General features: G+C 39.6%; 19 protein-coding genes and 1 riboswitch. Of the genes, 9 read left to right on the forward strand and 10 right to left on the reverse strand.

Annotation, left to right across the window (positions count from 1 at the left end):
• Positions 1 to 5: 5 nt before the first annotated feature.
• From AC1M9C_RS05485 to ftsW, 5 genes are all read left to right on the forward strand, one after another.
• Positions 6 to 257, forward strand: coding sequence for a FeoA family protein (locus AC1M9C_RS05485; protein ID WP_092767423.1), 252 nt, complete (start codon positions 6 to 8; stop codon positions 255 to 257).
• Positions 254 to 2,110, forward strand: a complete 1,857-nt coding sequence (gene feoB, locus AC1M9C_RS05490) for a ferrous iron transport protein B (protein WP_035263911.1) — start codon at positions 254 to 256, stop codon at positions 2,108 to 2,110. The genes AC1M9C_RS05485 and feoB overlap by 4 nt, the downstream gene beginning before the upstream one ends.
• Positions 2,111 to 2,134: 24 nt before the next feature.
• The gene (locus AC1M9C_RS05495) at positions 2,135 to 2,383 is read left to right on the forward strand and encodes a DUF6587 family protein (RefSeq protein WP_035263913.1); all 249 of its coding nucleotides are present in this window, start codon (positions 2,135 to 2,137) and stop codon (positions 2,381 to 2,383) included.
• A gap of 150 nt (positions 2,384 to 2,533) precedes the next feature.
• Positions 2,534 to 3,889, forward strand: a complete 1,356-nt coding sequence (gene murD / locus AC1M9C_RS05500) for a UDP-N-acetylmuramoyl-L-alanine--D-glutamate ligase (RefSeq protein WP_481591487.1) — start codon at positions 2,534 to 2,536, stop codon at positions 3,887 to 3,889.
• Between the two features lie 10 nt (positions 3,890 to 3,899).
• Complete coding sequence (gene ftsW, locus AC1M9C_RS05505; protein WP_035263915.1) at positions 3,900 to 5,096, forward strand: putative lipid II flippase FtsW; 1,197 nt, start codon at positions 3,900 to 3,902, stop codon at positions 5,094 to 5,096.
• A 16-nt stretch (positions 5,097 to 5,112) separates the two neighbouring features.
• Here the strand turns inward: ftsW and AC1M9C_RS05510 are convergent, their stop codons facing one another.
• The 7 genes from AC1M9C_RS05510 to AC1M9C_RS05540 form a co-directional block, all read right to left on the reverse strand.
• Positions 5,113 to 5,367 (reverse strand): zinc-ribbon domain-containing protein, encoded by a 255-nt coding sequence (locus AC1M9C_RS05510; protein ID WP_035263916.1) that lies wholly within the window; start codon positions 5,365 to 5,367, stop codon positions 5,113 to 5,115.
• Positions 5,368 to 5,446: 79 nt separating this feature from the next.
• Entirely contained in the window at positions 5,447 to 6,310 is an 864-nt protein-coding gene (gene gluQRS, locus AC1M9C_RS05515) for a tRNA glutamyl-Q(34) synthetase GluQRS (protein WP_035263917.1), read from the reverse strand.
• Positions 6,311 to 6,369: 59 nt separating this feature from the next.
• Positions 6,370 to 6,891 carry an RNA polymerase-binding protein DksA gene (gene dksA / locus AC1M9C_RS05520; RefSeq protein ID WP_035263919.1) on the reverse strand — a complete coding sequence of 174 codons (522 nt, stop codon included), beginning with the start codon at positions 6,889 to 6,891 and terminating at the stop codon, positions 6,370 to 6,372.
• A 206-nt stretch (positions 6,892 to 7,097) separates the two neighbouring features.
• Positions 7,098 to 7,904 carry a 3',5'-cyclic-AMP phosphodiesterase gene (gene cpdA, locus AC1M9C_RS05525; protein ID WP_035263920.1) on the reverse strand — a complete coding sequence of 269 codons (807 nt, stop codon included), beginning with the start codon at positions 7,902 to 7,904 and terminating at the stop codon, positions 7,098 to 7,100.
• A 3-nt stretch (positions 7,905 to 7,907) separates the two neighbouring features.
• The gene (locus tag AC1M9C_RS05530) at positions 7,908 to 8,534 is read right to left on the reverse strand and encodes an NUDIX domain-containing protein (RefSeq protein ID WP_035263922.1); all 627 of its coding nucleotides are present in this window, start codon (positions 8,532 to 8,534) and stop codon (positions 7,908 to 7,910) included.
• A gap of 73 nt (positions 8,535 to 8,607) precedes the next feature.
• Complete coding sequence (gene thiC, locus AC1M9C_RS05535; RefSeq protein ID WP_035263924.1) at positions 8,608 to 10,503, reverse strand: phosphomethylpyrimidine synthase ThiC; 1,896 nt, start codon at positions 10,501 to 10,503, stop codon at positions 8,608 to 8,610.
• An 87-nt stretch (positions 10,504 to 10,590) separates the two neighbouring features.
• Positions 10,591 to 10,710, reverse strand: a riboswitch (TPP riboswitch).
• Positions 10,711 to 10,750: 40 nt separating this feature from the next.
• A complete protein-coding gene (locus AC1M9C_RS05540; protein WP_212771588.1) occupies positions 10,751 to 11,803 on the reverse strand; it encodes a hypothetical protein in 1,053 nt (350 codons plus the stop codon).
• Between the two features lie 279 nt (positions 11,804 to 12,082).
• Here AC1M9C_RS05540 and abuO point away from each other — a divergent pair, with 279 nt between their 5' ends.
• Complete coding sequence (abuO, locus tag AC1M9C_RS05545; RefSeq protein WP_035263926.1) at positions 12,083 to 13,423, forward strand: multidrug efflux outer membrane protein AbuO; 1,341 nt, start codon at positions 12,083 to 12,085, stop codon at positions 13,421 to 13,423.
• A 96-nt stretch (positions 13,424 to 13,519) separates the two neighbouring features.
• Positions 13,520 to 14,245, forward strand: coding sequence for a phosphate signaling complex protein PhoU (gene phoU, locus AC1M9C_RS05550; protein WP_035263928.1), 726 nt, complete (start codon positions 13,520 to 13,522; stop codon positions 14,243 to 14,245).
• A 398-nt stretch (positions 14,246 to 14,643) separates the two neighbouring features.
• Here phoU and AC1M9C_RS05555 read toward each other — a convergent pair whose 3' ends face one another.
• The 3 genes from AC1M9C_RS05555 to ompR all read right to left on the reverse strand — a co-directional run bounded on the left by AC1M9C_RS05555 (position 14,644) and on the right by ompR (position 18,701).
• Entirely contained in the window at positions 14,644 to 16,161 is a 1,518-nt protein-coding gene (locus AC1M9C_RS05555; RefSeq protein WP_035263930.1) for an acetyl-CoA hydrolase/transferase family protein, read from the reverse strand.
• 208 nt (positions 16,162 to 16,369) lie between these two features.
• Positions 16,370 to 17,830, reverse strand: a complete 1,461-nt coding sequence (locus AC1M9C_RS05560; protein ID WP_481586722.1) for an ATP-binding protein — start codon at positions 17,828 to 17,830, stop codon at positions 16,370 to 16,372.
• A 106-nt stretch (positions 17,831 to 17,936) separates the two neighbouring features.
• Positions 17,937 to 18,701 carry an osmolarity response regulator transcription factor OmpR gene (gene ompR / locus AC1M9C_RS05565; RefSeq protein WP_035263934.1) on the reverse strand — a complete coding sequence of 255 codons (765 nt, stop codon included), beginning with the start codon at positions 18,699 to 18,701 and terminating at the stop codon, positions 17,937 to 17,939.
• 482 nt (positions 18,702 to 19,183) lie between these two features.
• Here ompR and AC1M9C_RS05570 point away from each other — a divergent pair, with 482 nt between their 5' ends.
• Together AC1M9C_RS05570 and AC1M9C_RS05575 are read left to right on the forward strand one after the other, a co-directional pair.
• The gene (locus AC1M9C_RS05570) at positions 19,184 to 21,550 is read left to right on the forward strand and encodes a Tex family protein (RefSeq protein WP_481586723.1); all 2,367 of its coding nucleotides are present in this window, start codon (positions 19,184 to 19,186) and stop codon (positions 21,548 to 21,550) included.
• 198 nt (positions 21,551 to 21,748) lie between these two features.
• On the forward strand, positions 21,749 to 23,944 hold the full coding sequence (locus tag AC1M9C_RS05575) for a bifunctional SulP family inorganic anion transporter/carbonic anhydrase (protein WP_481586724.1): 2,196 nt from the start codon (positions 21,749 to 21,751) through the stop codon (positions 23,942 to 23,944).
• Positions 23,945 to 23,993: the final 49 nt, after the last annotated feature.

Raw genomic sequence — 23,993 nt, forward strand, 5'->3', positions numbered from 1 at the left:
GTACGGTGCGTTTATCTGATTTGAAAGTCAAACAATCTGCCATCATTACGCAAGTGCATCGCACTGTAGATGGTACTTCTACAGATATGGTGGCAAGTCGTTTAGAAACGCTAGGATTTGTTTCCGGAACTAAAGTACAAGTCATTACGAAAGGACTGTTTGGCGGCGATCCAATTCTCATTCAAGTGGGTTTTACTCGCTTTGCCTTAAGAAAAAATGAAGCACAAAAAATTGAAATAGAAGGAGTGTCGGCATGAGCGATGCGTTGCGTGTTGCCCTTGTTGGTAATCCTAACTGTGGTAAAACTTCATTATTCAATCATTTGACTGGAACACGCCAAAAAGTAGGTAACTATGCAGGTGTAACCGTTGAGCGAAAAATTGGTCACTTCACGCTAAACTCAGGTAAAGCGGTTCGTGTTTTAGACTTGCCAGGAACGTATAGTTTAGACGCAACTAGTCCAGATGAAGAAATCACCCGTGATGTTGTTTATGGGAAAATTGCGGAAGAAGGTCATCAAGATGCATTTTTATGCGTTGTTGATGCAACCAATCTGAAGTTGCACCTTGGTTTAGTTTTGGAGTTGATCCAATTGGGTCGTCCAATGCTACTCGTACTTAACATGATGGATGAAGCTCGTCGTCGTGGAATGCAAATAAATACCCAAAAGCTTTCTGAGCGCTTAGGCATTCCAGTTGTAGAAACGGTTGCTGTGCGTCGCTCAGGTATTGAAAACCTGATGAATGCGCTAGATCATGGCAAATATGCTGTTCCTCAAACTGAGCTGACAGGTTTGAAAGGATCTGATCACGACAAAGTTGAAGCGATTGTCAAAGATGCCGTTCAATTTGTTGAATTTGATGATAAACGTTCAGTTTTTCTCGATAAAATCTTTCTGCACCCAGTACTTGGTCTATTCAGTTTAGCGGTGATGATGTTCATCATTTTCCAAGCAGTTTTTGCTTGGGCGGCACCCTTCATGGATGGTATTGAGACGTTCTTTGGCTGGTTGGGTGAAGTCGTTGGTGAGAATATTGCACATCCATTACTCAATAGTTTAGTGGTTGATGGAATTATCGCGGGTGCAGGTGGTGTAGTTGTCTTTTTGCCTCAGATTCTCATCTTATTCTTCTTTATCTTGGTGCTTGAAGAATCAGGTTATTTACCCCGAGCGGCATTCTTACTTGATAAGTTGATGTATAAAGCAGGTCTTTCGGGACGTGCATTTATTCCATTACTGTCGAGTTTTGCGTGTGCAATTCCTGGAATCATGGCATCACGGACTATTAGTGATCCAAGAGACCGTTTGACCACGATCTTTGTTGCGCCATTGATGACTTGTTCAGCTCGTTTACCCGTCTATGCGTTGTTGATTGCAGCTTTTGTGCCTTCTCAAACGGTTTGGGGACTATTTAACCTTCAAGGTTTAGTGCTGTTCGGTCTATATATGGCAGGGATTGTGAGTGCACTGATCGTATCGTTTGTGTTGAAGTTTTTCCAAAAAGATAAATCTCAACATATGTTATTGATGGAACTTCCAAGCTATCGTTTTCCAGATTTGAAAAACGTGTGGATTGGCTTGCTTGATCGAGCAAAAATCTTTTTGAAGCGAGTCGGTGGAATCATCTTTGCGCTTTCTATTTTGTTGTGGTTCTTGTGCACATTCCCACAACCACCAGAAGGTGCAACCTTACCTGCGATTGATTATTCATTTGCGGGGATGTTAGGTCATTTGATGCAACCAATCTTTGCGCCATTAGGCTTTAATTGGCAGATCTGTATTGCCTTAATTCCAGCCATGGCTGCGCGTGAAGTTGTCGTTGCTGCTTTAGGCACGGTGTATGCTTTGTCTGCTGTTGATGAGGATGCGATGTCGGAAGGCTTGGCATCACTGATTAGTAGTGGTGGGGATTTGGGCTGGTCTTTAGCAACAGGATTATCACTTTTGGTCTGGTTCATTTATGCACCACATTGTTTGGCGACATTAGCGACAGTGAAACGCGAAACAGGTTCTTGGAAGACAGTTGGCTTGATGACCGTCTATTTATTTGGTTTAGCGTACTTTATGTCGTTCTTGACCTATCAAGTCGCGACCAGCGTGTTAGCTTAAATCTGAAGAGTTGAGGAGACTGAGATGATTGAAATTCTAATTATTACGGCATTGGTCCTTTGGAGTGCATTGGTCGTATTCAAAAAGGTTTTTCCACAGACGTCAAATTCAGTCTTTATGAAATTGTCAGATGCCACGGAAAGAAAAGGGTGGAAGGCACTATCAAAGTGGCTTAAACCCAAAATGACTGCTGGATGTGGCGGAAATTGCGCTTGTCCTGTTTCAGACAAGGAAACACCCAAGTTAAACCCTCAAGCTGTGAAATGGAAGTAGTTTACTTCAATAAAAAAACCGCCTAAATTGGCGGTTTTTTTACGCATGGACACAAAATAATGTCAAGATTATGAAATCAAAAAAAGCATTCAAAGCAGCAAAGTGCTAACATTTCGGCAGTTTCTAATTAGACTAAAATATGGGGCAGAAATGTTAATACAGCGTGGTGGATTAAAAGTTGTCGCAGGACTCGGAATTTCGGGTGTTGCTGCGGTAAATTTTCTACATGAAAAAGGCTATCACGTTGCAGTAACAGATTCGAGGACCTCTCCACCTGGACATGATCAAATTCCACCTGAAGTCCAAACTAGCTTTGGGAAATTTGACGAAGAAATGTTGTTGTCTGCTGAGGAAATTATTATCAGTCCAGGGCTTGATCCTAAACTGCCAGTGATTCAAACAGCACTTGCACAAGGCATTCCTGTTGTCAGTGAAATTCAAATTTTACGACGTGCGACTGAAAAGCCTATTGTTGCAATAACAGGTTCTAATGCAAAAAGTACAGTGACCACCTTGATCGGCTTAATGGCGAAATATGCAGGCAAAAAAGTCGCTGTAGGGGGGAATTTAGGACGTCCAGCCTTAGATTTAACCAAAGATGATCCAGAGCTATATATCTTAGAACTATCCAGTTTCCAATTAGAAACTACATCGAACTTAAATGCTGAAGTTGCTGTCGTCTTAAATATGAGCGAAGACCATCTCGATCGTCATGGCGATATGATGGGATATCACACTGCCAAACATCGTATTTTTCAAGGTGTCAAGAAAGTGGTCTTCAATCGGGATGACTCTTTGACACGTCCTTTAGTACCTGATGCAACGCCAATGCAGAGTTTTGGGCTCAATGCACCAGATATGAATCAGTATGGTGTACTCAGAGATACTGATGGTACGATGTGGTTAGCAAGGGGGCGTGAACGTTTATTGAAAAGTTCTGAGATGTATATTCAAGGGACACACAATGTCGCAAATGCACTTGCGTGTTTAGCTTTAGGTGAAGCGATAGGTCTACCATTAGAGGTCATGCTGGAAACTTTGAAAACCTTTAAGGGGTTGGAACATCGCTGCGAATTTGTCAAAGAAGTGCAAGGTGTTCGTTATTATAACGACTCAAAAGGTACAAATATTGGGGCAACCTTAGCAGCATTAGACGGCTTAGGTGCGGCGATCGCAGTACAGAAAGCTAAAGTTGCCATCATTTTAGGTGGTCAAGGTAAAGGGCAAGATTTTACTGCTTTAAGAAAATCATTAACGGAATTTGCAAAACTCGCGGTACTCATTGGTGAAGATGCGCCAGTGATTGAACAAGCAATTCAAGGCACAACCACAATTCTTCACGCTACATCATTAGAAGAAGCAGTAAAATTATGCCAAGCAAATACACAGCAACATGATGTGGTATTGCTTTCGCCGGCATGTGCAAGTTTTGATATGTTTACTGGCTATCCACAACGCGGACATCAATTTGTTGCTTGTGTGAATGCGCTGCACGAAGAACAATAAGGACGAAGATATGGCTGAGTCAGCTCAGACAACGATTGATAAAGTGAATAAAATTTACCAACGTTGGTTACCACGTATTCCAAGTGAAATTACATCAAGGAATGTTCTAATTTTTTGTGTGATTGCACTGCTCTGTATTGGAACGGTGATGGTTGGTTCAGCTTCTATGCCTTACGCAGAAAGATTGCATGAAAATCCATTCCACTATGTCATCCGCCATGCCATATCCATCGTGGTTGCGTTTGTCGCAGCAATTTTGGTTTATCGTGTTTCGTTAAATACCTGGTTTAATAACACATTTCCGTTATGGATGATGACTATGGCATTGCTTGTCGCGGTGTTATTAGTCGGTTCGGAAGTGAACGGTTCGACGCGTTGGATTCGAATCGCAGGATTTACCTTCCAGCCTACTGAAGCTGCGAAAGTGATGATGGCTATTTTTACTGCAGATTATGTTGTCCGTCGGGCAGAAGAAGTGCGGAATAATGTGAAAGGGCTGGCACGATTAGCAACAGTAATGCTATGTACAGTTGGTTTGATTATTGCTGAACCTGACTTAGGTGCAACGGTAGTGGTTGCCTTAACGATGTTAGGGGTGTTCTTTCTTGCAGGTGCGCCACTAATCCAGTTTGGTATTGCATTGGGTGCCATTATCATGGCATTTGTAGTGCTGGTTGTGTTCGAGCCTTATCGTTTCGAGCGTTTAATGTCTTTTACCAATCCATGGGCAGATCCTTTAGGTTCTGGTTATCAGCTTTCAAATGCGCTTATGGCCTTTGGACGTGGTGAATGGTTAGGGGTAGGCTTAGGCCATAGTATTCAAAAAATGTCTTATCTACCTGAGGCGCATACGGACTTTATGTTGGCTATTTTGGCAGAAGAGTTCGGTTTCATGGGCATTACGGTTGTTCTCGCACTGTCATTTCTTATGGTGGGTGCGTGTATTCGAATAGGGCATCGTGCCATTCAGCATCAATTTTTGAGAGCGGGTTATTTGGCTTACGGGATTAGCATTATTTTTGTTCTGCAAATTATGGTAAATGCTGGCATGAATATGGGGCTGCTCCCAACTAAAGGTTTAACTTTACCATTTATTAGTTATGGTGGTTCATCTCTGATTATGTGTGCTGTCATGGTCAGTTTAATGCTGAAAATTGAAGCAACAACCCAAGAAAAGAATCAGGCCAAGGAAGTATCTAGTTTTTAAAATACACGATTGTATCTTAAGCATTCAAATCTGATGATGGTGGAGTACTATTTTGCTGCAACACCATCGTTGGCATATGTGTGCCACAGTTTAAACAGGTGACTTGACCAGATTTGGGTTTTGATAGTGGAATCAATGGAATAAAAAATAAAGAAAAATAATTGCGTTGTTGTTTAATTTCATAATTGCTATATGTACGACAGACTGGGCATAGAAATTGCCCTTTTTCCGTTTTGATGGTTTTAGGTCCTACCCCAAAAATAAAAAACATAATGAACTCCTGATTAATCTATCTAAATGGAATTCAAAAACATTTTCAGCTGAATAACAAGCATGATTCTGTATGGACACTATTCAAAAACACCTTGTATGGTGGTGCCAACTGGAATTTTCTTACGATCCCATTGTTGAATTGCCTGTAGAAGCATGCGATTTGGTTGATCTAGATCAACTGGATCTTGTCCTAATGCGTGAATAGCTTTGTTCAAGAGTTGGGGGGCTTGGGTGAGATCAAGTGCTACAGCTAAATTTTGCTTAGAAAGCTTTGTACCATCTTTATTCATTGCTAGGGGCAAATGCATATACTGAAGTTCAGGGTAGCCCAATAATCGCCCTAACCAAATTTGTCGTTCAGTGTTATCTAGCAAATCAGCACCACGCACAACATGAGTCATTCCTTGTAGATAATCATCCACAACCACGGCGAGCTGATAATTAATAATACCGTCGCGACGTTTAAGAATAAAATCTCCTAATTCATTGGTCAAATTAGAGCAATGCTGACCTTGTAAAAGATCCTCAAAACAAATCAACTCGTCTGATGTTTTAACCCGAATGGCTTGTTGATCGTGTGGTAGTTTTAAATCGCGGCAAGTAGCGCTATAGATATGATTAGAGCCTAAGATTTTGCGTGTACATTGGCAGGCATAGGTGAGGTCACGTTGCTGAAGATCATTTAAGACAGATTCATAGATGTTTAAACGGTCTTTTTGAAAGATAATTTCGTCATCAAACTCGAAACCGAAAGCTTCAATACATGACAAGATATGTTCTTCACTACCAGGATATATGCGAGGGATGTCTGTATCTTCAATTCGTACAACCCATTTGCCTGCATGAGATCTTGCTTCACAATAGCTTGCAACAGCTGTAATGAGTGATCCAAAATGAAGAGGGCCGGTTGGCGATGGCGCAAACCGACCTACATAAGCCATCCTGTTGTCCCCCTCCTTTATCAAAGGAGGGGTTAGGGAAGGATTATTAAATAACATGATTAACCGTTATTTTGTTTCTCTTTAATTTCAGCTAAAGTTTTGCAATCAATGCAAAGCGTCGCTGTTGGACGAGCCTCTAAACGACGTAAGCCAATTTCGATCCCACAGGTTTCACAGAAACCATAGTCATCATTTTTGATTGCTTCGATAGATTGTTCAATTTTGCGAATTAACTTGCGTTCACGGTCACGAGTACGAAGCTCAATCGCAAACTCTTCTTCTTGCGTTGCACGGTCATTTACATCAGGCAATGCAGTATTTTCATCTTGCATTGTATTTAATGTTCGATCCACTTCTGACATTAACTCGTCTTTCCATGCCAATAAAATTTGACGGAAATGCTCAAGTTGACCTTCAGACATGTATTCTTCATTTTTTTTCGGCTGATAAGGCTCGATGCCAAATAGACTCGCTGTAGTACCGCCTTCGGAAGTCTTTGGCTTGGTCTTACGCACGCGTTTTACTTTTTCAGCAACTACGTTGTTTTCTTCCAAGACTTGATTTTGGTTGTCATTCGCCATAAAGGGCATTCCTCATCATATGCGTGTTTGCGTACGCAAAAAATATGGTGATATGCAAGTGTTTTTATCGCTTCCGATAGATTGTTGCTATCGGGGGCGTCATCATATAGATTTTTTATCAAAGATGAAAGCTATGAATATCTGTTTTGGACTGTTCAGATTCCATTCGGACAGATAACTTAATCCAAAACACTTTAAAAGAAAAGCTAATAACCTGAAATTTCTTTATTAATATTTTGCGCAAAATTTTGTAGGCGATGAACACGTGTTTCAAAGCTACCATCAGCTTTCAATAGCAGGCTGCGATAGCCTGGTGCAAGGTCATCAAAGGCAAAATCTTCAGTCTTTGGTTTAAACTGAACAGAGGTAGAAGGCGTTGATAAAAATTGAATATTTTTCCAGACATTCAACGAATCTTGGTGCACATGTCCAAAGATCACTGCTTGAATGTGTTGATATTCTGCCATGATCTGTGTCAATTGATCTGAATTTTTTAAGATGTGTCGATCAATCCACTTGGAATTCATTTCAAGTGGGTGATGATGACACGCCAAAATGACTGGGTGCTGCTGTGTTTCCTGAAGAATCATTGATAAATGATTCAATTGTTCTGCTTTAATCCAACCATCTACTTTGTGGGGCACAGCACTATTTAATAGGACGATTTTCCACGTTCCGAAAGTTAACACGGCCGGTATAGGATCAGGCGCTGCAAAAGGAAAATATTCGGCATCATCATGATTGCCTGGAATTTGATAAAACGGAATATTCAAATTTTTCATGAAACTCAAATATCGCTGATAAGTTGCCTCATGTGGTACCTGTGCCAAGTCACCTGTATGAATAATCGCATCAATGTCTTGATAGCGATTTAAAATATCATTGATCACTGCATGAAAACTTTGTTCAGGATTTATCTGAACAAACGGCGTGTCAGGATGATCCATGAGATGGGTATCGGTAATTTGGATAATGAGCTGATCATTTTTATTCTGTTTGATTAAAGGCGTCATAAATTACCTCAGCGCTATAGAGGTAGTAGCAATGTGCTGTTTGAGCCATTGCAGAGCCATGATGACAGGTGCATTACACAATCGTTTGGATGCCAATAATGGTTCAAGATCTGAATAAGCTAAGATATGCAGTTGGATATTCTCACCTTCATCTGGCATACCATGAATACCGCCTTGCTCAGGAAGATCTGCTTCTGCAACATACAAATGAAAAACTTCATCGCACGCACCAGCAGAAGGGTAGAAGGTAAATAAATGTTCCAGATTACGAATTTCACAACCAGATTCTTCTAAACTCTCACGCTGAATACATGTTTCAGGTGATTCATCGCCATCTAATACGCCTGCAATGATTTCTAGTTGCCATGGGGAGATAGGATCATCGATTGCACCAATTCGAAATTGTTCAATCAGTGCAAAGCGCTTGAGCGCATCATTGTAGATGAGTACACCAGCAGCTTCTTTACGATGCACTAATTCACGATGAATTGTTGGGGTATAAGTATTCTCACCAAATAAACGATGTGTGATGCTCACTTTCTCTATACGAATGAATCCTTGATAAAGGGATTCGCGAGAATGGACCTTAAAATCTTTATTATTGTAGGTGGCTTTTTCTAGAATTTTCATTCGTATACGTTAGGACAAAAATTTATTTCATCCTAACTGAGATTGCATTAAAGAAAAACAGGTTTTTTAATTTTTACAGCTTCTGATACAACTTTTGTCCTTGCTTATGATACTCATTTTTCATCGCGTTGAGACCTGATTCAATCTCTTGATTTAACTTGAGATCTAGATTATCAGACTGCTGATTTTGAGCGTATTCACGCACATTTTGGGTAATCTTCATTGAGCAAAATTTAGGTCCACACATCGAACAGAAATGCGCTGATTTATGTGCCTCTTTAGGCATGGTTTCATCATGCATACTACGTGCTGTATCAGGATCTAAACTTAAGTTAAATTGATCTTCCCAACGAAACTCAAAACGTGCTTTTGAAAGCGCATTATCACGGACTTGAGCACCTGGGTGTCCTTTGGCGAGGTCTGCAGCATGTGCTGCAATTTTATAGGTAATAATGCCATCTTTGACGTCCTTTTTATTGGGTAGACCTAAATGCTCTTTAGGTGTTACGTAACAAAGCATCGCTGTTCCATACCAACCGATCATGGCTGCACCAATTGCTGAAGTAATATGATCATAACCAGGTGCAATATCTGTTGTTAATGGTCCTAATGTATAAAAAGGTGCTTCTTTGCAAACCTCAAGTTGTAAATCCATATTTTCTTTAATCATATGCATAGGAACATGACCAGGACCTTCGATCATGACTTGTACATCGTGTTCCCAAGCTCGATGGGTTAATTCTCCTAATGTACGTAGTTCGGAAAATTGGGCTTCGTCATTGGCATCTTGAATGCACCCAGGGCGTAAACCATCACCTAAGCTGAATGAGACATCATAGGCTTTCATGATCTCGCAGATTTCATCAAAATGGGTGTATAAGAAATTTTCTTTATGATGTGCAAGACACCACTGTGCCATGATTGAACCACCGCGTGAAACGATGCCCGTTAAGCGATTGGCTGTGAGAGGAACATAGCGCAATAAAACACCAGCATGAATCGTGAAGTAATCAACCCCTTGCTCAGCTTGTTCGATTAAAGTGTCTTTAAAAATTTCCCATGTAAGATCTTCTGCGATTCCATCCACCTTTTCTAATGCTTGATAAATCGGAACAGTTCCAATAGGTACAGGAGAATTTCGAATAATCCACTCGCGTGTTTCATGAATATTTTTACCTGTAGACAAATCCATGATGGTGTCAGCACCCCAACGTGTTGCCCATGTCATTTTTGCTACTTCTTCATCAATGGATGAACCCAGTGCTGAGTTGCCAATATTGGCATTGATTTTCACTAGGAAATTTCGTCCGATAATCATCGGTTCGAGTTCAGGATGATTGATATTGGCAGGAATAATGGCACGACCTGCAGCGACTTCTTGGCGTACAAATTCAGGTGTAATTTCTAATAAATTTTTTGCACCAAAGTTTTGACCAACATGTTGGCGAGTATCCACACCTTCGCGTTGCTTTTGGTTTTCTCGAATCGCAATGTATTCCATTTCAGGCGTGATAATACCCTGCTTAGCATAATGCATTTGCGTAACGTTATGTCCTGGTTTAGCTCGACGAGGTTTCTGGATATGTGCGAAACGAATGCCAGCTGTACGAATATCTTGAAGACGTTCTCGCCCAAATTTTGAGCTTAATGTCGCGAGTTGTTCTGTATCTGCGCGCTCTTCAATCCATGTATCTCTGAGGTTTGGTAGGCCTCGATTTAAATCAATTTGAATCTCAGGGTCGGTATAAACACCTGAAGTGTCATACACCATGATGGCAGGATTATACTCACCGCCTAAGCCCGTTGGTGTATCAGAGAGTGCAATTTCACGCATGGGTACGCGAATATCTGGACGAGAACCTTGAACATAGACTTTTTTTGACGCCGGTAAAATGCGGGTGAGATCTTGAGCATCTTGCTCATGTTGAGCAGAGAGATCTGTATTTGAAAGATTCGTTAATTGGTTCATTGCAATGATCCTTATGAATGACATCAACGAATCAAGCACGACCAAAAACGGTGGCGGAATTATCCTGAATGAATAACCGAGAACAAAGTTTTTAGATGGCTTGATTCCTACGCAGGTATTAACCTGATCAGGTTCAACGGTACTCACCATCAAAACAATGTTTTAGGTGATCTCAGCGAGTTATTACTCGCGCTCCGTCAAGCGATGCCAAAATATTAACATATAAAGTCAGATTAAAGTCATCAGACTAGGATGCATAACAAATTGCGTCTTTAAAGCAATTACGACGATTTTCAAGATCAACAGTTTTTAAGTTTAAATAGCGACTTAGCTGTATAAGAACTTGCGGATTTTCATCAGTCTGATTTGAAGTTAATTTACTTTTTTGTTGTGAATCCAGTTCGATAAATTTTAAGAAAAGTCTCGCTTGATCTGCTAAACGACTATTTTTCATATTTGCGAGTTGTTCGATTTCAGCTAAAGCATCGGGAGTAATTTCAACACGTCCTTCAAAATCATGAGAAACAGGATCATGTTTGAGACCTTTAAATAATAGATTTGAATAAAAATGGTAAAGGTACTCTGCATCTAAACGGAAACTGCTTTGAGGATATTTTTTTAGATAATTTTCCCAATACTGGGCACGTCTAGAAATCTCTTGTGCTTCAAGATGAAAATGAGGATCTTCAAATTGTGCTTGCTGATTTTGTTCAGCAAGTTCCTGCATAAATGCTTGTTCTGCCTCAGGGAAATAGGGGGCAAATACTCGTGCTAAATAGTATGGGTTTCTTTGATAAGTTGCTTGGTGGTTAATATCGACGAGATCAATATATGCTTGACCCTTGTGCCGAAGTAAATATTGATCTCGTGGATGTAATTTTTCAATTTGTGATTGTTGAATCGTCGGAAATTGCGACTGGTCATGAGCATATAAATCAAAAGCTTTTTGCTGATCAGCTGATCGATCTATACTTAAGAAATTTCTATACATGATGTCTGCCAAACCGATCAATTCTTTCTGTTCCTGAAATGGCATTAAGGGAAGACAAAGTCGAATATCTTGATTGATTTGCTCAATGGCGAATGTAGTCCGTTGAGCAGTTATCCCGAGCATTTCTTTTTTGAGTTTTTGACAAATGAGGTTGAGATCAGGTGTGGTGTTCTGGTTTTGGGTTGGGTTTGGAGATTCAGTAGGAATTTCTTCGGAAATCGGCTTTTGACACGCAGTTAAGCCAAGACTTACGACCATAAGAGTCAATAATTGACGAATGGGCTTAAACGTGTGCAAAAATGACTTCATTGAGATATCAAAATACAGTTAAAGTGTGAAATGAGGCGCAAATAGATTTTCACTTATTTTAAAACCGTACAGTGAAATTTATTGTAGTTGCTTCGCAATCAAGCGTTAAAGTAATGTATAAAAAACATACACCAATGCGCATAATTCAAAATAATTCTCCGGATTAAATGAAAAAATAATAAAATTGATACGTAAAAAGCTCGATTAAAGATTATATTTGCAACATCCTATTCTAATTACTTGTTATTCAAATGCTTAAGGTACTGTGAAGTCATTATCATGAAAAAAACTCTACTTGCAGTCAGTTTAATTGCGCTTAGCCCGATGAGCTTTGCATTGAACCTCGTTGAAGCCTATGAGCGAGCAAAGCAAACCGATCCAAATTGGCAAGCCAACGTGTTGCAGTATGAGGCTGATCAGTTAAATATAGGTTTAGCAAAAGGTAATTTGCTGCCGACAGTAACCGTTTCAGGAAATGTGACGCGTAAAAACCAAGATGTAAATCGTTCAAGTACAGAATCGAATCCTTTTTTTAATAGTTCTAACCTGTTGGCATCGACATCGACCACTCGTCAAATTGCGATTACTGCACGACAACCCATTTTCAGAATGGATGCTTGGCAGGGATATAAACAGGTAAAAACCTCAGTTCAACTGAGTGAAGTCACTTTAAAACAGCAACAGCAACAACATATATTAAATGTCTCTGAAGCTTATTTTAATGTACTACGTCAACAGGCTTTAACGCTCACTAACGCTCAAGAAGAAAAAGCATTATTCGAGCAGCTCAATATGATGAATGCCAAACTCAAAGAAGGTTTAGTTGCTGAAAGCGATGTGAGCGAAGCGAATGCACAATATCAAAATGCGCGAGCAAATCGAATTGCGACAGGTGTTCAATTAATCTTGGCACAAGAGCAACTTGCTCAGTTGATTGGACCTTACCAAGAAAAGCTCGCTGTTTTAAGTGATGATTTCGAGTATCAAAAGCCTGTACCGAATATCATGAGTGAATGGACTAAATTAGCTCAAGAACAGAATCTTGAAATTCTACAAGCGCGTTTGCAACGTCAATATGCCAATGATCAGCGACGTGTAGAGCAAGCGGCGCTTTATCCTCAAGTCGAAGCAGTAGTCACTTATGGTTATAGTGAACAGTCACCACAAACAGCTATATCAAGTGATGGGAAATTTGATCAGGTGGGTGTAGAAATGAACTGGAATGCCTACACCGGTGGAAGAACTAAAATTAATATTGATAAAGCGAAAAAAAATGTTGAAAAGTCGGAACGCCAATTAGAAGCTGCGATACGTAAAGCAACCACAGATGCTAAAAAATCTTACCTACAAATTGATATGGATAGTGCTACATTGCAAGCGCGCAAAGCTGCCATGGATTCTTCAGCATTAGTCGCGAAAGCATCCCAAGCTCAGTATGATGAAGGGCTTAAAAGTATGGTTGATGTGTTGCTTGCGCAAAGAAATGCTTTTGCAACGCGATTAGATTTTGTGAATGCTCAATATGATTATGTGTTGAATGTGTTGAGGTTGAAGGCTTCTGTGGGGCAATTGAATGAAAATGAGCTTCGTCAAATGAATGCATGGTTAGTTGAAAAATAGAATAAATTGATTGTTTTGTCATCAAATATTCACAATTGATATGCTTTAATATGGCAAAAATTTCAATCTATTCACGCTGTGTGGAGTAATAAGACTTTGAGCTCTAATAATCCTGTACTTAGCCACCATATTTCTTCTCAATTTAACGAAGATTTGCAAGATGTCCATACCAAATTTATGGCGATGGGTGGTTTGGTTGAGCAACAAGTTGCTAATGCCATTCATGCTCTTTTAGACACCAATGTGAATTTGGCTGTAGATGTCCAATTTCAGGATAATACGGTAAATCGCTATGAGCGTGAAATTGATGAAGGCTTGACTTTGATTTTAGTACGCCGTCATCCTGCTGCAAGTGATCTCCGTATGGTGATTGCAATGAGCAAGGCCAATACCGATTTAGAACGTATAGGTGATGAAGCAGCTAAAATTGCACGTATAGCCCAAAATCTATGTGAAGAAGGTGAGTCACCTCGTGGTTATATGGAAACACGTCATATCGGTAACCAAGTTCGAGTAATGATTCATGATGCATTGGATGCATTTGCACGCGTTGATGCAGAGCAAGCACTAAAAGTATTGTTGGCTGATGCAGATATCGATCGTGAATACCAATCTGCTACACGTACATTAATGACTTACATGATTGAGGATCCTCGTCATATTTCTCGTGTTCTGAATGTTATGTGGGTGCTGAGATCTCTAGAGCGTATTGGTGACCATGCGCGTAATATTTCTGAACAAGTGATTTATATGGCTAAAGGCTACGATGTTCGTCACACCAGTGTGGAAGAGATTGAGGAAAAAGTTCAAGGTAATCATTAAAATAGAATTCGTCTCAAACACAAAAACCTCGAACATCGAGGTTTTTTTATGCGTACACTAAACTTGAGTTCTGTAAAACATATAGACAAAAAAATTCCTAGATTTTGGGGGAAATCTAGGAAGGAAAACTGATGAAACAGTACGCTGTTATTATTATTTGTTCACTCATAATCTTGCTATGAAATAATAATATTTAAATTATGTGTAAAGTTCAGCTATAAAAGTGTGATTTTGTGTAATTTAATATTAATAAAATGTAAACTGGTTCACATTTAAGTATCTTATTCAATCCTGCCTATTTTATTGGTTTATGTCAATTATCATGATGATTTAAAAGTATTTTAGAATCGTTGAAATAAAAAAAGCCCTGAATATCAGGGCTTTTTTCAAATTCATACTTATGCAGATTTTGCTTCAGCAGGTGCAGATAACATATGACCTGTTTCTTCAAAATTAGAATGCCAAGAGAGCGCTTCTGTAAGTAGGTGAGGGGTTTGTCCACCTTTAGCACATGCACGATCAAAATAGTCGTTTAATGCATCTTTATACAATGGGTGAACACAGTTATCAATGATTGCACGTGCACGTTCGCGCGGTGCAAGACCACGTAAATCAGCAAGACCTTGTTCAGTCACAAGAACGTCTACATCATGACCTGTATGATCTACGTGAGATGCCATTGGCACTACAGATGAAATGTCACCACCTTTAGCGATTGATTTTGTCACGAAGATTGCGATATGCGCATTACGTGCGAAGTCACCTGAACCACCAATACCATTCATCATTTTTGAACCACATACGTGCGTAGAGTTCACATTGCCGTAGATGTCAAATTCAAGCGCAGTATTGATCCCGATAATCCCTAAACGGCGTACCAATTCTGGGTGGTTTGAAATTTCTTGAGGGCGTAATACAAGTTTGTCTTTGTATTGCTCAAGATTATTGAATACTTTTTCACCATAACGGGCAGAAAGTGTAATTGATGAGCCAGAAGCGAATTTCATTTTACCAGCATCAATTAATTCAAAAGTACAGTCTTGAAGTACTTCTGAGTACATGATGAGATCTTCAAAATTCGATTCCTTAAGACCCGTTAATACCGCATTGGCAATTGAACCAATACCTGCTTGTAATGGACCTAAATTTTTAGGAAGACGTTCATCAGCGACTTCTTTTTCAAAGAATTCGATTAAGTGGTTTGCAATTGCTTGAGTCTCATCATCTGGTGCAGTCACTGTTGATGGAGAATCATGGAATTCGCTGTTAAATACGATGCCAACAATTTTAGCAGGATCGATATTAATTGCATGTGTACCAATACGCTCATCGACTTGAGTGAGTGGGATCGGCTGACGTGTCGGACGATAAGATGGGATATAAATATCGTGCAAGCCTTCGAATGCTAGGCTTAAATTTGTGTTAATTTCAACAATTACTTTTTCTGCAAAGATTGCAAAGCTTGCTGAGTTACCTACTGAAGTAGTTGGAATGATGCCACCATCTTCAGTAATTGCTACAGCTTCGATGACTGCAATATCAGGCTTTTTCAATTGTTTATTACGCATTTGTTCAACAGTTTCTGACAAATGCTGATCAATAAACATTACTTCGCCTTTATTGATCGCCTTACGCAAAGTATTGTCGACTTGGAAAGGTAGACGACGAGCCAATACGCCAGCTTCAGTTAACTGTTTATCTAAGTCATTACCCAAAGACGCACCTGTGATTAAAGTGATCTTTAAAGGGTTTGTATGAGCGCGTTTTACCAATGCCAATGGAACTGCTTTAGCTTCACCAGCACGCGTGAAACCACTCATACCTACGGTCATGCCATCTTCAATAAACGTTGAAGCTTGTTCAGCTGAAATGACTTTTTCATGAAGTGACTCTAAACGAATGCGATCTAAAGACATGGTTTACTCTTCTCTTGATATTCTGGATCTGGCACCGATTGTACCGATCAAGCGAGCCATTTTGCATACCTGTTAGGCTAAGGTCTAATTTTTTCAAAAAATGCGGATATAAAGATATATTATGGTTTATAAGATATTGTTTTTTATATTTAATTTTCATTGTGGTGAATAATTAAACCAATTCAACCGTTCAACTATTCACCATTCATCAAAATCGTTCGGTGATGGTTTGCCTGATTTTATCTAAGGTGCTATTGGTTGAAATATCAGCAACTTGAGGTGTTGAAAGGGGCAGTAGAATGACCGCTTCAAGACCTCCTTCAGGACGATTATGAATTTTTAATTCACCTTCATGAATATCGACAATTCGTTTCACAATAGCTAAACCAAGACCACTCCCTTGGATTGTTCGTGCTTCATTACCACGTACAAAAGGTTGCATAAGGTCTTCAATTTGATCTTCTGGGATTCCAGCACCGTGATCAGCAACACAAATTTTTAGATGATCTCCCTCGACTTTCGCACTTAGCTCAATGGGTTCAGCACCATAACGCTTAGAATTATTAATTAAGTTACCAATTAAGCGCTTGAGGGAAAGCGAACGAGCAGTAATTAGTGGGAGTTCTTCTGGTTCAAAGCGAATATCCAGGGGTTTAAACTGAATAACTAATTCTTGCAAAAGGGTATTGATATTGGTTTCTTTCAGGTCTTCATCTGAACCATCACGCATGTAAGAAATAAACTGATTAAGAATGGCATCCATATCATCCACATCAAAGATTAAGCCTTCTTTCAAGAAGTCATCATCTGACATCATTTCGGCACTCAGTCGAATTCGAGTGAGCGGGGTTCTTAAATCATGTGAAATACCAGCCAACATAATTTGACGATCACGTTCAGTGAGCTCCAATGTATAAATCATATGATTAAAGGCTTGGTTGACTTGGCGGATTTCCAAAGGTCCGTGGTTCGTCTCAAGATAGGGGGCTTTTCCAGTTTTACTATAGCTATTTGCTGCATTTTGAAGTCGGCGTAGTGGGCGATTGAGCTGTCTCACTAAAGTTAAGATAATCATGGCTGAAATCAGCGGTACGCCAAGAAACCATGCCAAAATCAATTCGGGGCTATAATTCGCATAAGTTTTTAACGGCTCTTGAACCCAATTCCCGTTCATTTCTGGAGTTTGAATCCAAATACGTGGACTGGGTTTAAATTGGAAATAGACAGTGACTTCAGGTACGTCGAGTTCTTTGGCTAATCGTTTTTCAACTTGATTCGTAAAGAATTCAGCGATGACTTTGTCACGCTGGTTGGGGAATGCAGCAGGGTCTGTAACGTATTCAATTCCAACACGCTGTTTTAACCATGTATCAACATCAAGTTCAGTGTCACCATGAAAAATTCGAAGGTCAGGGTTGTTGATAATTTCGAGTTCAACTGCAAGGTAGCGTGCATGCTGTTGAATCTCTGGCAAATAGAGGGTTTTCCAAAAAAACCAAAGTGACATAAACAGACTAAAGAACACCACAAAAACAACTAAAACTGTTGTTCTCATTGCAGCGGAGCGCGGCTTGATTTTGTCAAGAAAGCGTTCCCATTTGGTTCGTTTTCGCTCTGAATACGCAACAAACTCATTAAATTTTTGTGGGTCAATAGGATCAAGTTTCACGGTCTAACCTGAGAATTTGGGCTTAAAAAGAATAAGTGCATGTAATTGTTCAATACATAAAATAAAGACCCCGACATCATTGATGGCGGAGTCCATTGTTTAAAAATTATTCTGCACCATCTGGTACGAATACGTATCCCACACCCCACACCGTTTGAATATAGCGTGCACGAGCCGGATTTTCCTCGATTAAACGACGTAAACGAGAGACTTGAACATCAATAGAGCGTTCCATTGCTCCCCATTCACGACCACGTGCCAAATTCATTAATTTATCACGTGTCAACGGTTCACGAGGATGTTGCACCAATGCTTTGAGTACTGCGAACTCACCAGTAGTTAAGGTCACCACTTGACCCTCACGAGTCAATGTTCGAGTCGATAGATCGAGTGACCAAGGACCAAATGAAACCACTTCAACATTCTGGCTTGGTGCCCCAGGAACCTCACGCACTTGTCGACGTAGTACAGCTCGGATACGAGCTAACAATTCATTTGGGTTGAATGGTTTTGGTAGATAGTCATCAGCACCTGCTTCAAGCCCTGCAATACGATCAGAGTCGCTACCACGTGCAGTGAGCATAATAATAGGCGTGTCGATGTTAGACTGCCTTAAACGACGACAAATGCTTAAACCATCTTCTACAGGAAGCATAAAATCTAAAACGATGAGCGAGAAAAGTTCACGTTGTAATAACCGATCCATTTGCGTGGCATCATGTGCGGTTTTAACCACAAAACCTTTATCTTCTAAAAACCGTTGTAAAAGGGTACGAAGACGCACATCATCGTCGACGACCAGAATGCGCTCAACTCTGTCAGTGTCATTGTGTACTACATCAGTATTTTCAGCAGGTACAACTAAACTCATGATGCACTCCCTTAAAAGTTGTATTTATAAATATTCATTTGTCTCAGTATAATGCCTAAGTTCTTGTTAAGACTATGTATCAAATTGCTCAAAATTACAATTTTAAGCGTGTTTTGAAACCAAATCACAACAAGTGTTGACCTGTTTTTAGGCAAATAATTTAAAATAAAATCGCTATTCAATATGAAGCTAATTTGAAGTGGTATTGAAAGCAAGAAATTTACATCAAAATTAGAAAAATAAAGTGATTTTAAAGAGTTAAATGTTTTAGTTGATTGTCAAAGTGATGACACAATGAGGCATTACACTCACATAATTGATCAGAGACTTCACCTGAAGCTTTTTCTTTGGGAGATAAAACCAGAAAAATTTAGACTTTTATTTAAAATTTCATTGCAAATATTCAAAACAATTGTGGATTTTATAGTCTCGGTCTTTATAATCACTAACTTTTAGTCCTTATCCTTGTGGAATTTAACACGATGACTGACTTAGTTCAGCAGTTGGCAAGTGAACTTGCCGTACGTCCAAACCAAGTAGAAGCTGCCATTAAGCTGATTGATGAAGGTTCTAGTGTTCCATTTATTGCACGTTACCGTAAAGAAGTAACTCAAGGCTTAGACGATACGCAGTTACGTCAACTGGATACCCGATTAACTTACCTTCGTGATTTATTTGAACGCCGTGAAAAGGTCATTGAATCACTGAAAGAACAAAATAAACTCACGGATGATTTGTTAGCTCGCGTCAATGCCGTTGAAACAAAAAATGCATTAGAAGAAATTTACGCACCGTATCGTCCAAAACGTACCAGTAAATCATTTAAAGCAAAAGAGGCTGGTTTAGGCCCAATCGCTGAAAAAATCTATAATGAAAATGTTGAACCTGCAGAAGCTTTAGCAGGATTTAATCATGAAGATTATCCTGATTTAGAAAGTCAATTAGACGCTGTTCAACATATTCTCATTGATGACTGGGCACAAAATATTGCACTTACGACAGAGCTTAAAGCGATGTTTGCAAAAACAGCAGTGTTAAAAAGCTTAGTTGCTAGTGAAGAGAAAAAAGAAGTTGGTAAAAAATTCCGTGACTACTTCGATTTTTCTGAAAATTTAAACAAAGTTCCATCACATCGCTTATTGGCAATGTTACGTGGACGTCAAGAGAATGTACTCGGTCTAAAAGTTGATGGTGAAAATGATGCTCCTTTGGCGCGCATTGAAACTGAATACAATCTTGATCAAGTTCAACCTCAAGCCCGTCAAGATTTTCTGAAGCAAACTGCAAAATTATTCTGGCTCGGCAAAGTCCGCCCTACAATTGAGCATTCACTTCTGACAGAAAAGCGTTTGGCTGCTGAAGCAGAAGCAATGCAAGTATTTGCAGAAAATTTACGTCATTTACTTTTATCTGCACCAGCAGGTTCACGTACTACTTTAGGTGTGGATCCTGGTATCCGTACAGGTGTGAAATTGGCTGTCGTGAATGCATCTGGAGATGTATTGGCACACAGCACGATTTATCCATTCGCACCTAAAGAAGATAAAGAAGGGTCGATCAATGAATTGGCACGTTTATGTCGTGAATTCAATGTTGAGCTAATTGCTATTGGTAACGGTACCGCGAGTCGTGAAACAGAAGCTGTTGTTGCGGAAATGATGGCTGCTCATGCTGATCTTAACTTAACGCGCGTGTCTGTATCTGAAGCAGGTGCTTCAGTATATTCAGCATCTGAATTGGCTTCACAAGAATTACCAGATTTAGACGTATCGATTCGTGGTGCAGTATCTATTGCGCGTCGTTTACAAGATCCATTGGCTGAACTTGTGAAGATTGATCCTAAATCAATTGGTGTAGGTCAATATCAACACGATGTGAATCAAACAGGCTTGGCAAAAACGCTTGAAGCTGTAGTGGAAGACTGTGTGAACTCAGTTGGTGTAGATGTGAATACAGCATCTTCAGCGATTTTGGGTTACATCGCAGGATTAAACAAATCTATAGCACAGCAAATTGTAGACTACCGTAAAGAGAATGGTCGTTTTGATAATCGTCAAGATTTGAAAAAAGTACCACGCTTAGGTGAGCGTACTTTTGAGCAAGCTGCAGGTTTCTTACGTATTCAAGACGGTTCAGAGCCATTGGATGCTTCAGCAGTTCATCCTGAGTCTTATGGTTTAGTCAACAAGATTGTTGAAGCGAAAGCGACCACTGTAAAAGATATTATTGGCAATACTGAAATCATTCGTCAGGTTAAACCTGAAGAGTTTGTTGATGACAAATTTGGTTTACCAACGATCCAAGATGTTTTGGCGGAGCTTGAAAAACCAGGTCGTGATCCCCGTCCAGAGTTCCGTACAGCGAAGTTCCGTGATGACATTACTGAGGTTTCACAGCTGACTGAAGGCTTAGAGCTTGAAGGTGTAGTGACTAATGTAACGAACTTTGGTGCATTTGTTGATGTTGGTGTTCATCAAGATGGTTTAGTTCATATTTCAGAACTAGCGAATGAATTTATTTCTGATCCACATAAGTTTGTGAAACCAGGGCAAATTGTTCAAGTGCGTGTGTTACAAGTTGATGTGGAACGTAATCGCGTGAATTTATCGATGCGTCCTGCAGGATCTGAAGTACCTGCGAAGGCACCGCGCCAGCCACGTCGTGAAACTCATGGTCAGCAAGAGCAACGTGGTGAGCGTAAACCACATGCTAAGCGTCCTCAGCAAGCACGTCCACACGGTGATCGCCCACAACATGCGAAAAAACCTCAGCAGCAGAAACCACAAGAACAGAAGATTGGTGGTTTAGGTGCATTATTATTACAAGCAGGGGTTAAAGGTTCGAAGTAATCTTTAATCAGGTAAAAAACCTCCCATATGGGAGGTTTTTTTATGCTTATGTTTTTAAATAAATGAAGAACATCAAGGTGATTTATTTTAAATATAAACTTTAAGATGGTATAAAACAATAAGAAAAACTTAATAATCAATTCATCACTTCAAAATTATTTTTAACTTTATAAGTCATATAATTAAGAGAAATTAAACATGAGTATATCTCAAAATGAAGAGCTGAAACCTCGATTTTATAGTCGTGATTTGCTCTCAGGTCTGGTTGTTTTCCTTGTTGCACTTCCGCTTTGTTTGGGCATAGCTCATGCATCAGGTGCACCACTCATTTCAGGCATCATTGCTGGCGTGATTGGTGGAATCGTTGTTGGTTTTTTTAGTGGCTCACATATCAGTGTATCTGGTCCCGCTGCAGGCTTAGTGGCGATCGTATTGACCCAAATTGAATTACTTCAAGGTAATTATCAAGCCTTTTTGTTCACATTGTTTTTAGCTGGAATTTTACAAATATTATTTGGTATTTTTAGGTTAGGTGTTTTCTCAAATTTCGTACCCACCAATGTGATTTTGGGATTACTTGCCGCGATTGGTCTGTTACTGATTATCAGTCAATTACCCAAATTGATTGGTTTGGACGTCAAAGGCTTTGTTTTGATTGATCAATGGTCAATTCAATCTGTGCTGAGTCATATTGATATCGGCTCAGGATTAATTGGTCTGAGTTGTATTGCGTTAATTCTACTGTGGGATAGTAGTAAATTAAAAAAACTGCCGCTGCCTTCAGCCTTGATTGCGGTGATATTTGCTGGACTTCTCAACTTTATCATGTTGAAAATCGGCTCTCCATATGCAGTAAACCCTCAACAATTGATTAATCTTCCGAATATCTTTTCTGGTTCAGAAGCGATTTTCCAGTTTCCAGATTTTTCGTATTGGAATAATAGTTTAATTTATACGGGTGCAATTACTTTAGCGGTGGTGGCTTCTCTTGAAACACTGTTAAATTTAGAAGCTGCCGATAAGATGGATCCACAAAAGCGCTCATCACCACCGAATCGTGAATTATTTGCACAGGGGGTAGGAAACTCTATGTCAGGATTGATCGGTGGTATGCCGATTACATCAGTCATTGTTCGTAGTTCAGTGAATGCAACCAGTGGAGCTAAAACTAAATTTTCTGCAATCTTTCATGGTTTTTTACTGATTGTTGCAGTGGCGGCGCTCACCCCATTGATCAATGCGATACCGCTATCTTCATTGGCAGCAATCTTAATCTTGACTGGATTTAAATTGGCAACACCAAGCCTATTTAAACGGATTTATGCGCAGGGTTGGAAACAATTTTTACCTTTTATTGTCACGGTAGTTGCAATCATTGCAACTGATTTACTGAAAGGCATCATGATTGGTTTAGTGATCAGTTTATTGATTATCTTACAGAGTCATCTACACCGTGGTGTACGTGTGATCCATGAAAAACATTTGCATGGCTCACTTACCCGTATTGAATTAGCACCGAATTTAAGTTTTTTAAATCGTGCCGCACTCGTCACCGCTTTAGAAAAAATTAAACCGCATGAAACGGTGCTAATCGATGCATCCAATACCTATTATATTGATCCAGATATCTATCAAATTATTAAGGACTTTCAAAGTGAAGTGGCGGTAAAGCAGGGGGTAAAAGTTAATTTACAGGGTTTTAAAGCACATTATCCTGAAATAAAAGAGGACGAGCTCGATCTTGATGTGAGTACGCAAGAACTCCAAAAACAGCTCAGTCCTGATCAAGTTTTACAGATGTTAAAAGACGGGAACTTGCGTTTTATTAATCATCAGCGTTTACACCATAATATTGCTCGCCAAATTCAAGTTACGTCAAATGCAGGGCAACACCCTATTGCTGCAGTGTTGGGTTGTATGGATTCTAGAGCACCGACAGAGCGCATTTTTGATGTAGGAATCGGTGATTTATTCAGTTTGCGTATTGCTGGAAATATTGCTGGTCAAAAAGTCGTAGGGTCTTTAGAGTTCGCATGTAAAACCAAGGGTTCAAAACTGATCGTGGTATTGGGGCATACGGACTGTGGAGCGGTAGGATCTGCTTGTAATTTATTTGAGCAAAAGGTGGATTTGAGTCAACTGAAAGATACACCGAACGTTCAGCATTTCTTGAAGCCGATTATGCAGGCGGCAGAAACAGTCAAAAATGATATGAGTAATTATCAACTTACAACCAATTTTATTGATGCTGTAACCGTGTTAAATGTGCGAAATAATATTAATTATATTATTAAAAATAGTGACACGCTAAGAGACATGATTGAGCGTAAAGAGATTGGGATTGTTGGCGCAATCTATGATGTGAAATCTGGTCAAGTCAACTTTTTATCTTAAATGGTCTCATTTCATCAGTAAGTGATATTAAAAACCTCCCAAATGGGAG

The organism is Acinetobacter sp. 24-47-39 (genome assembly GCF_056783825.1).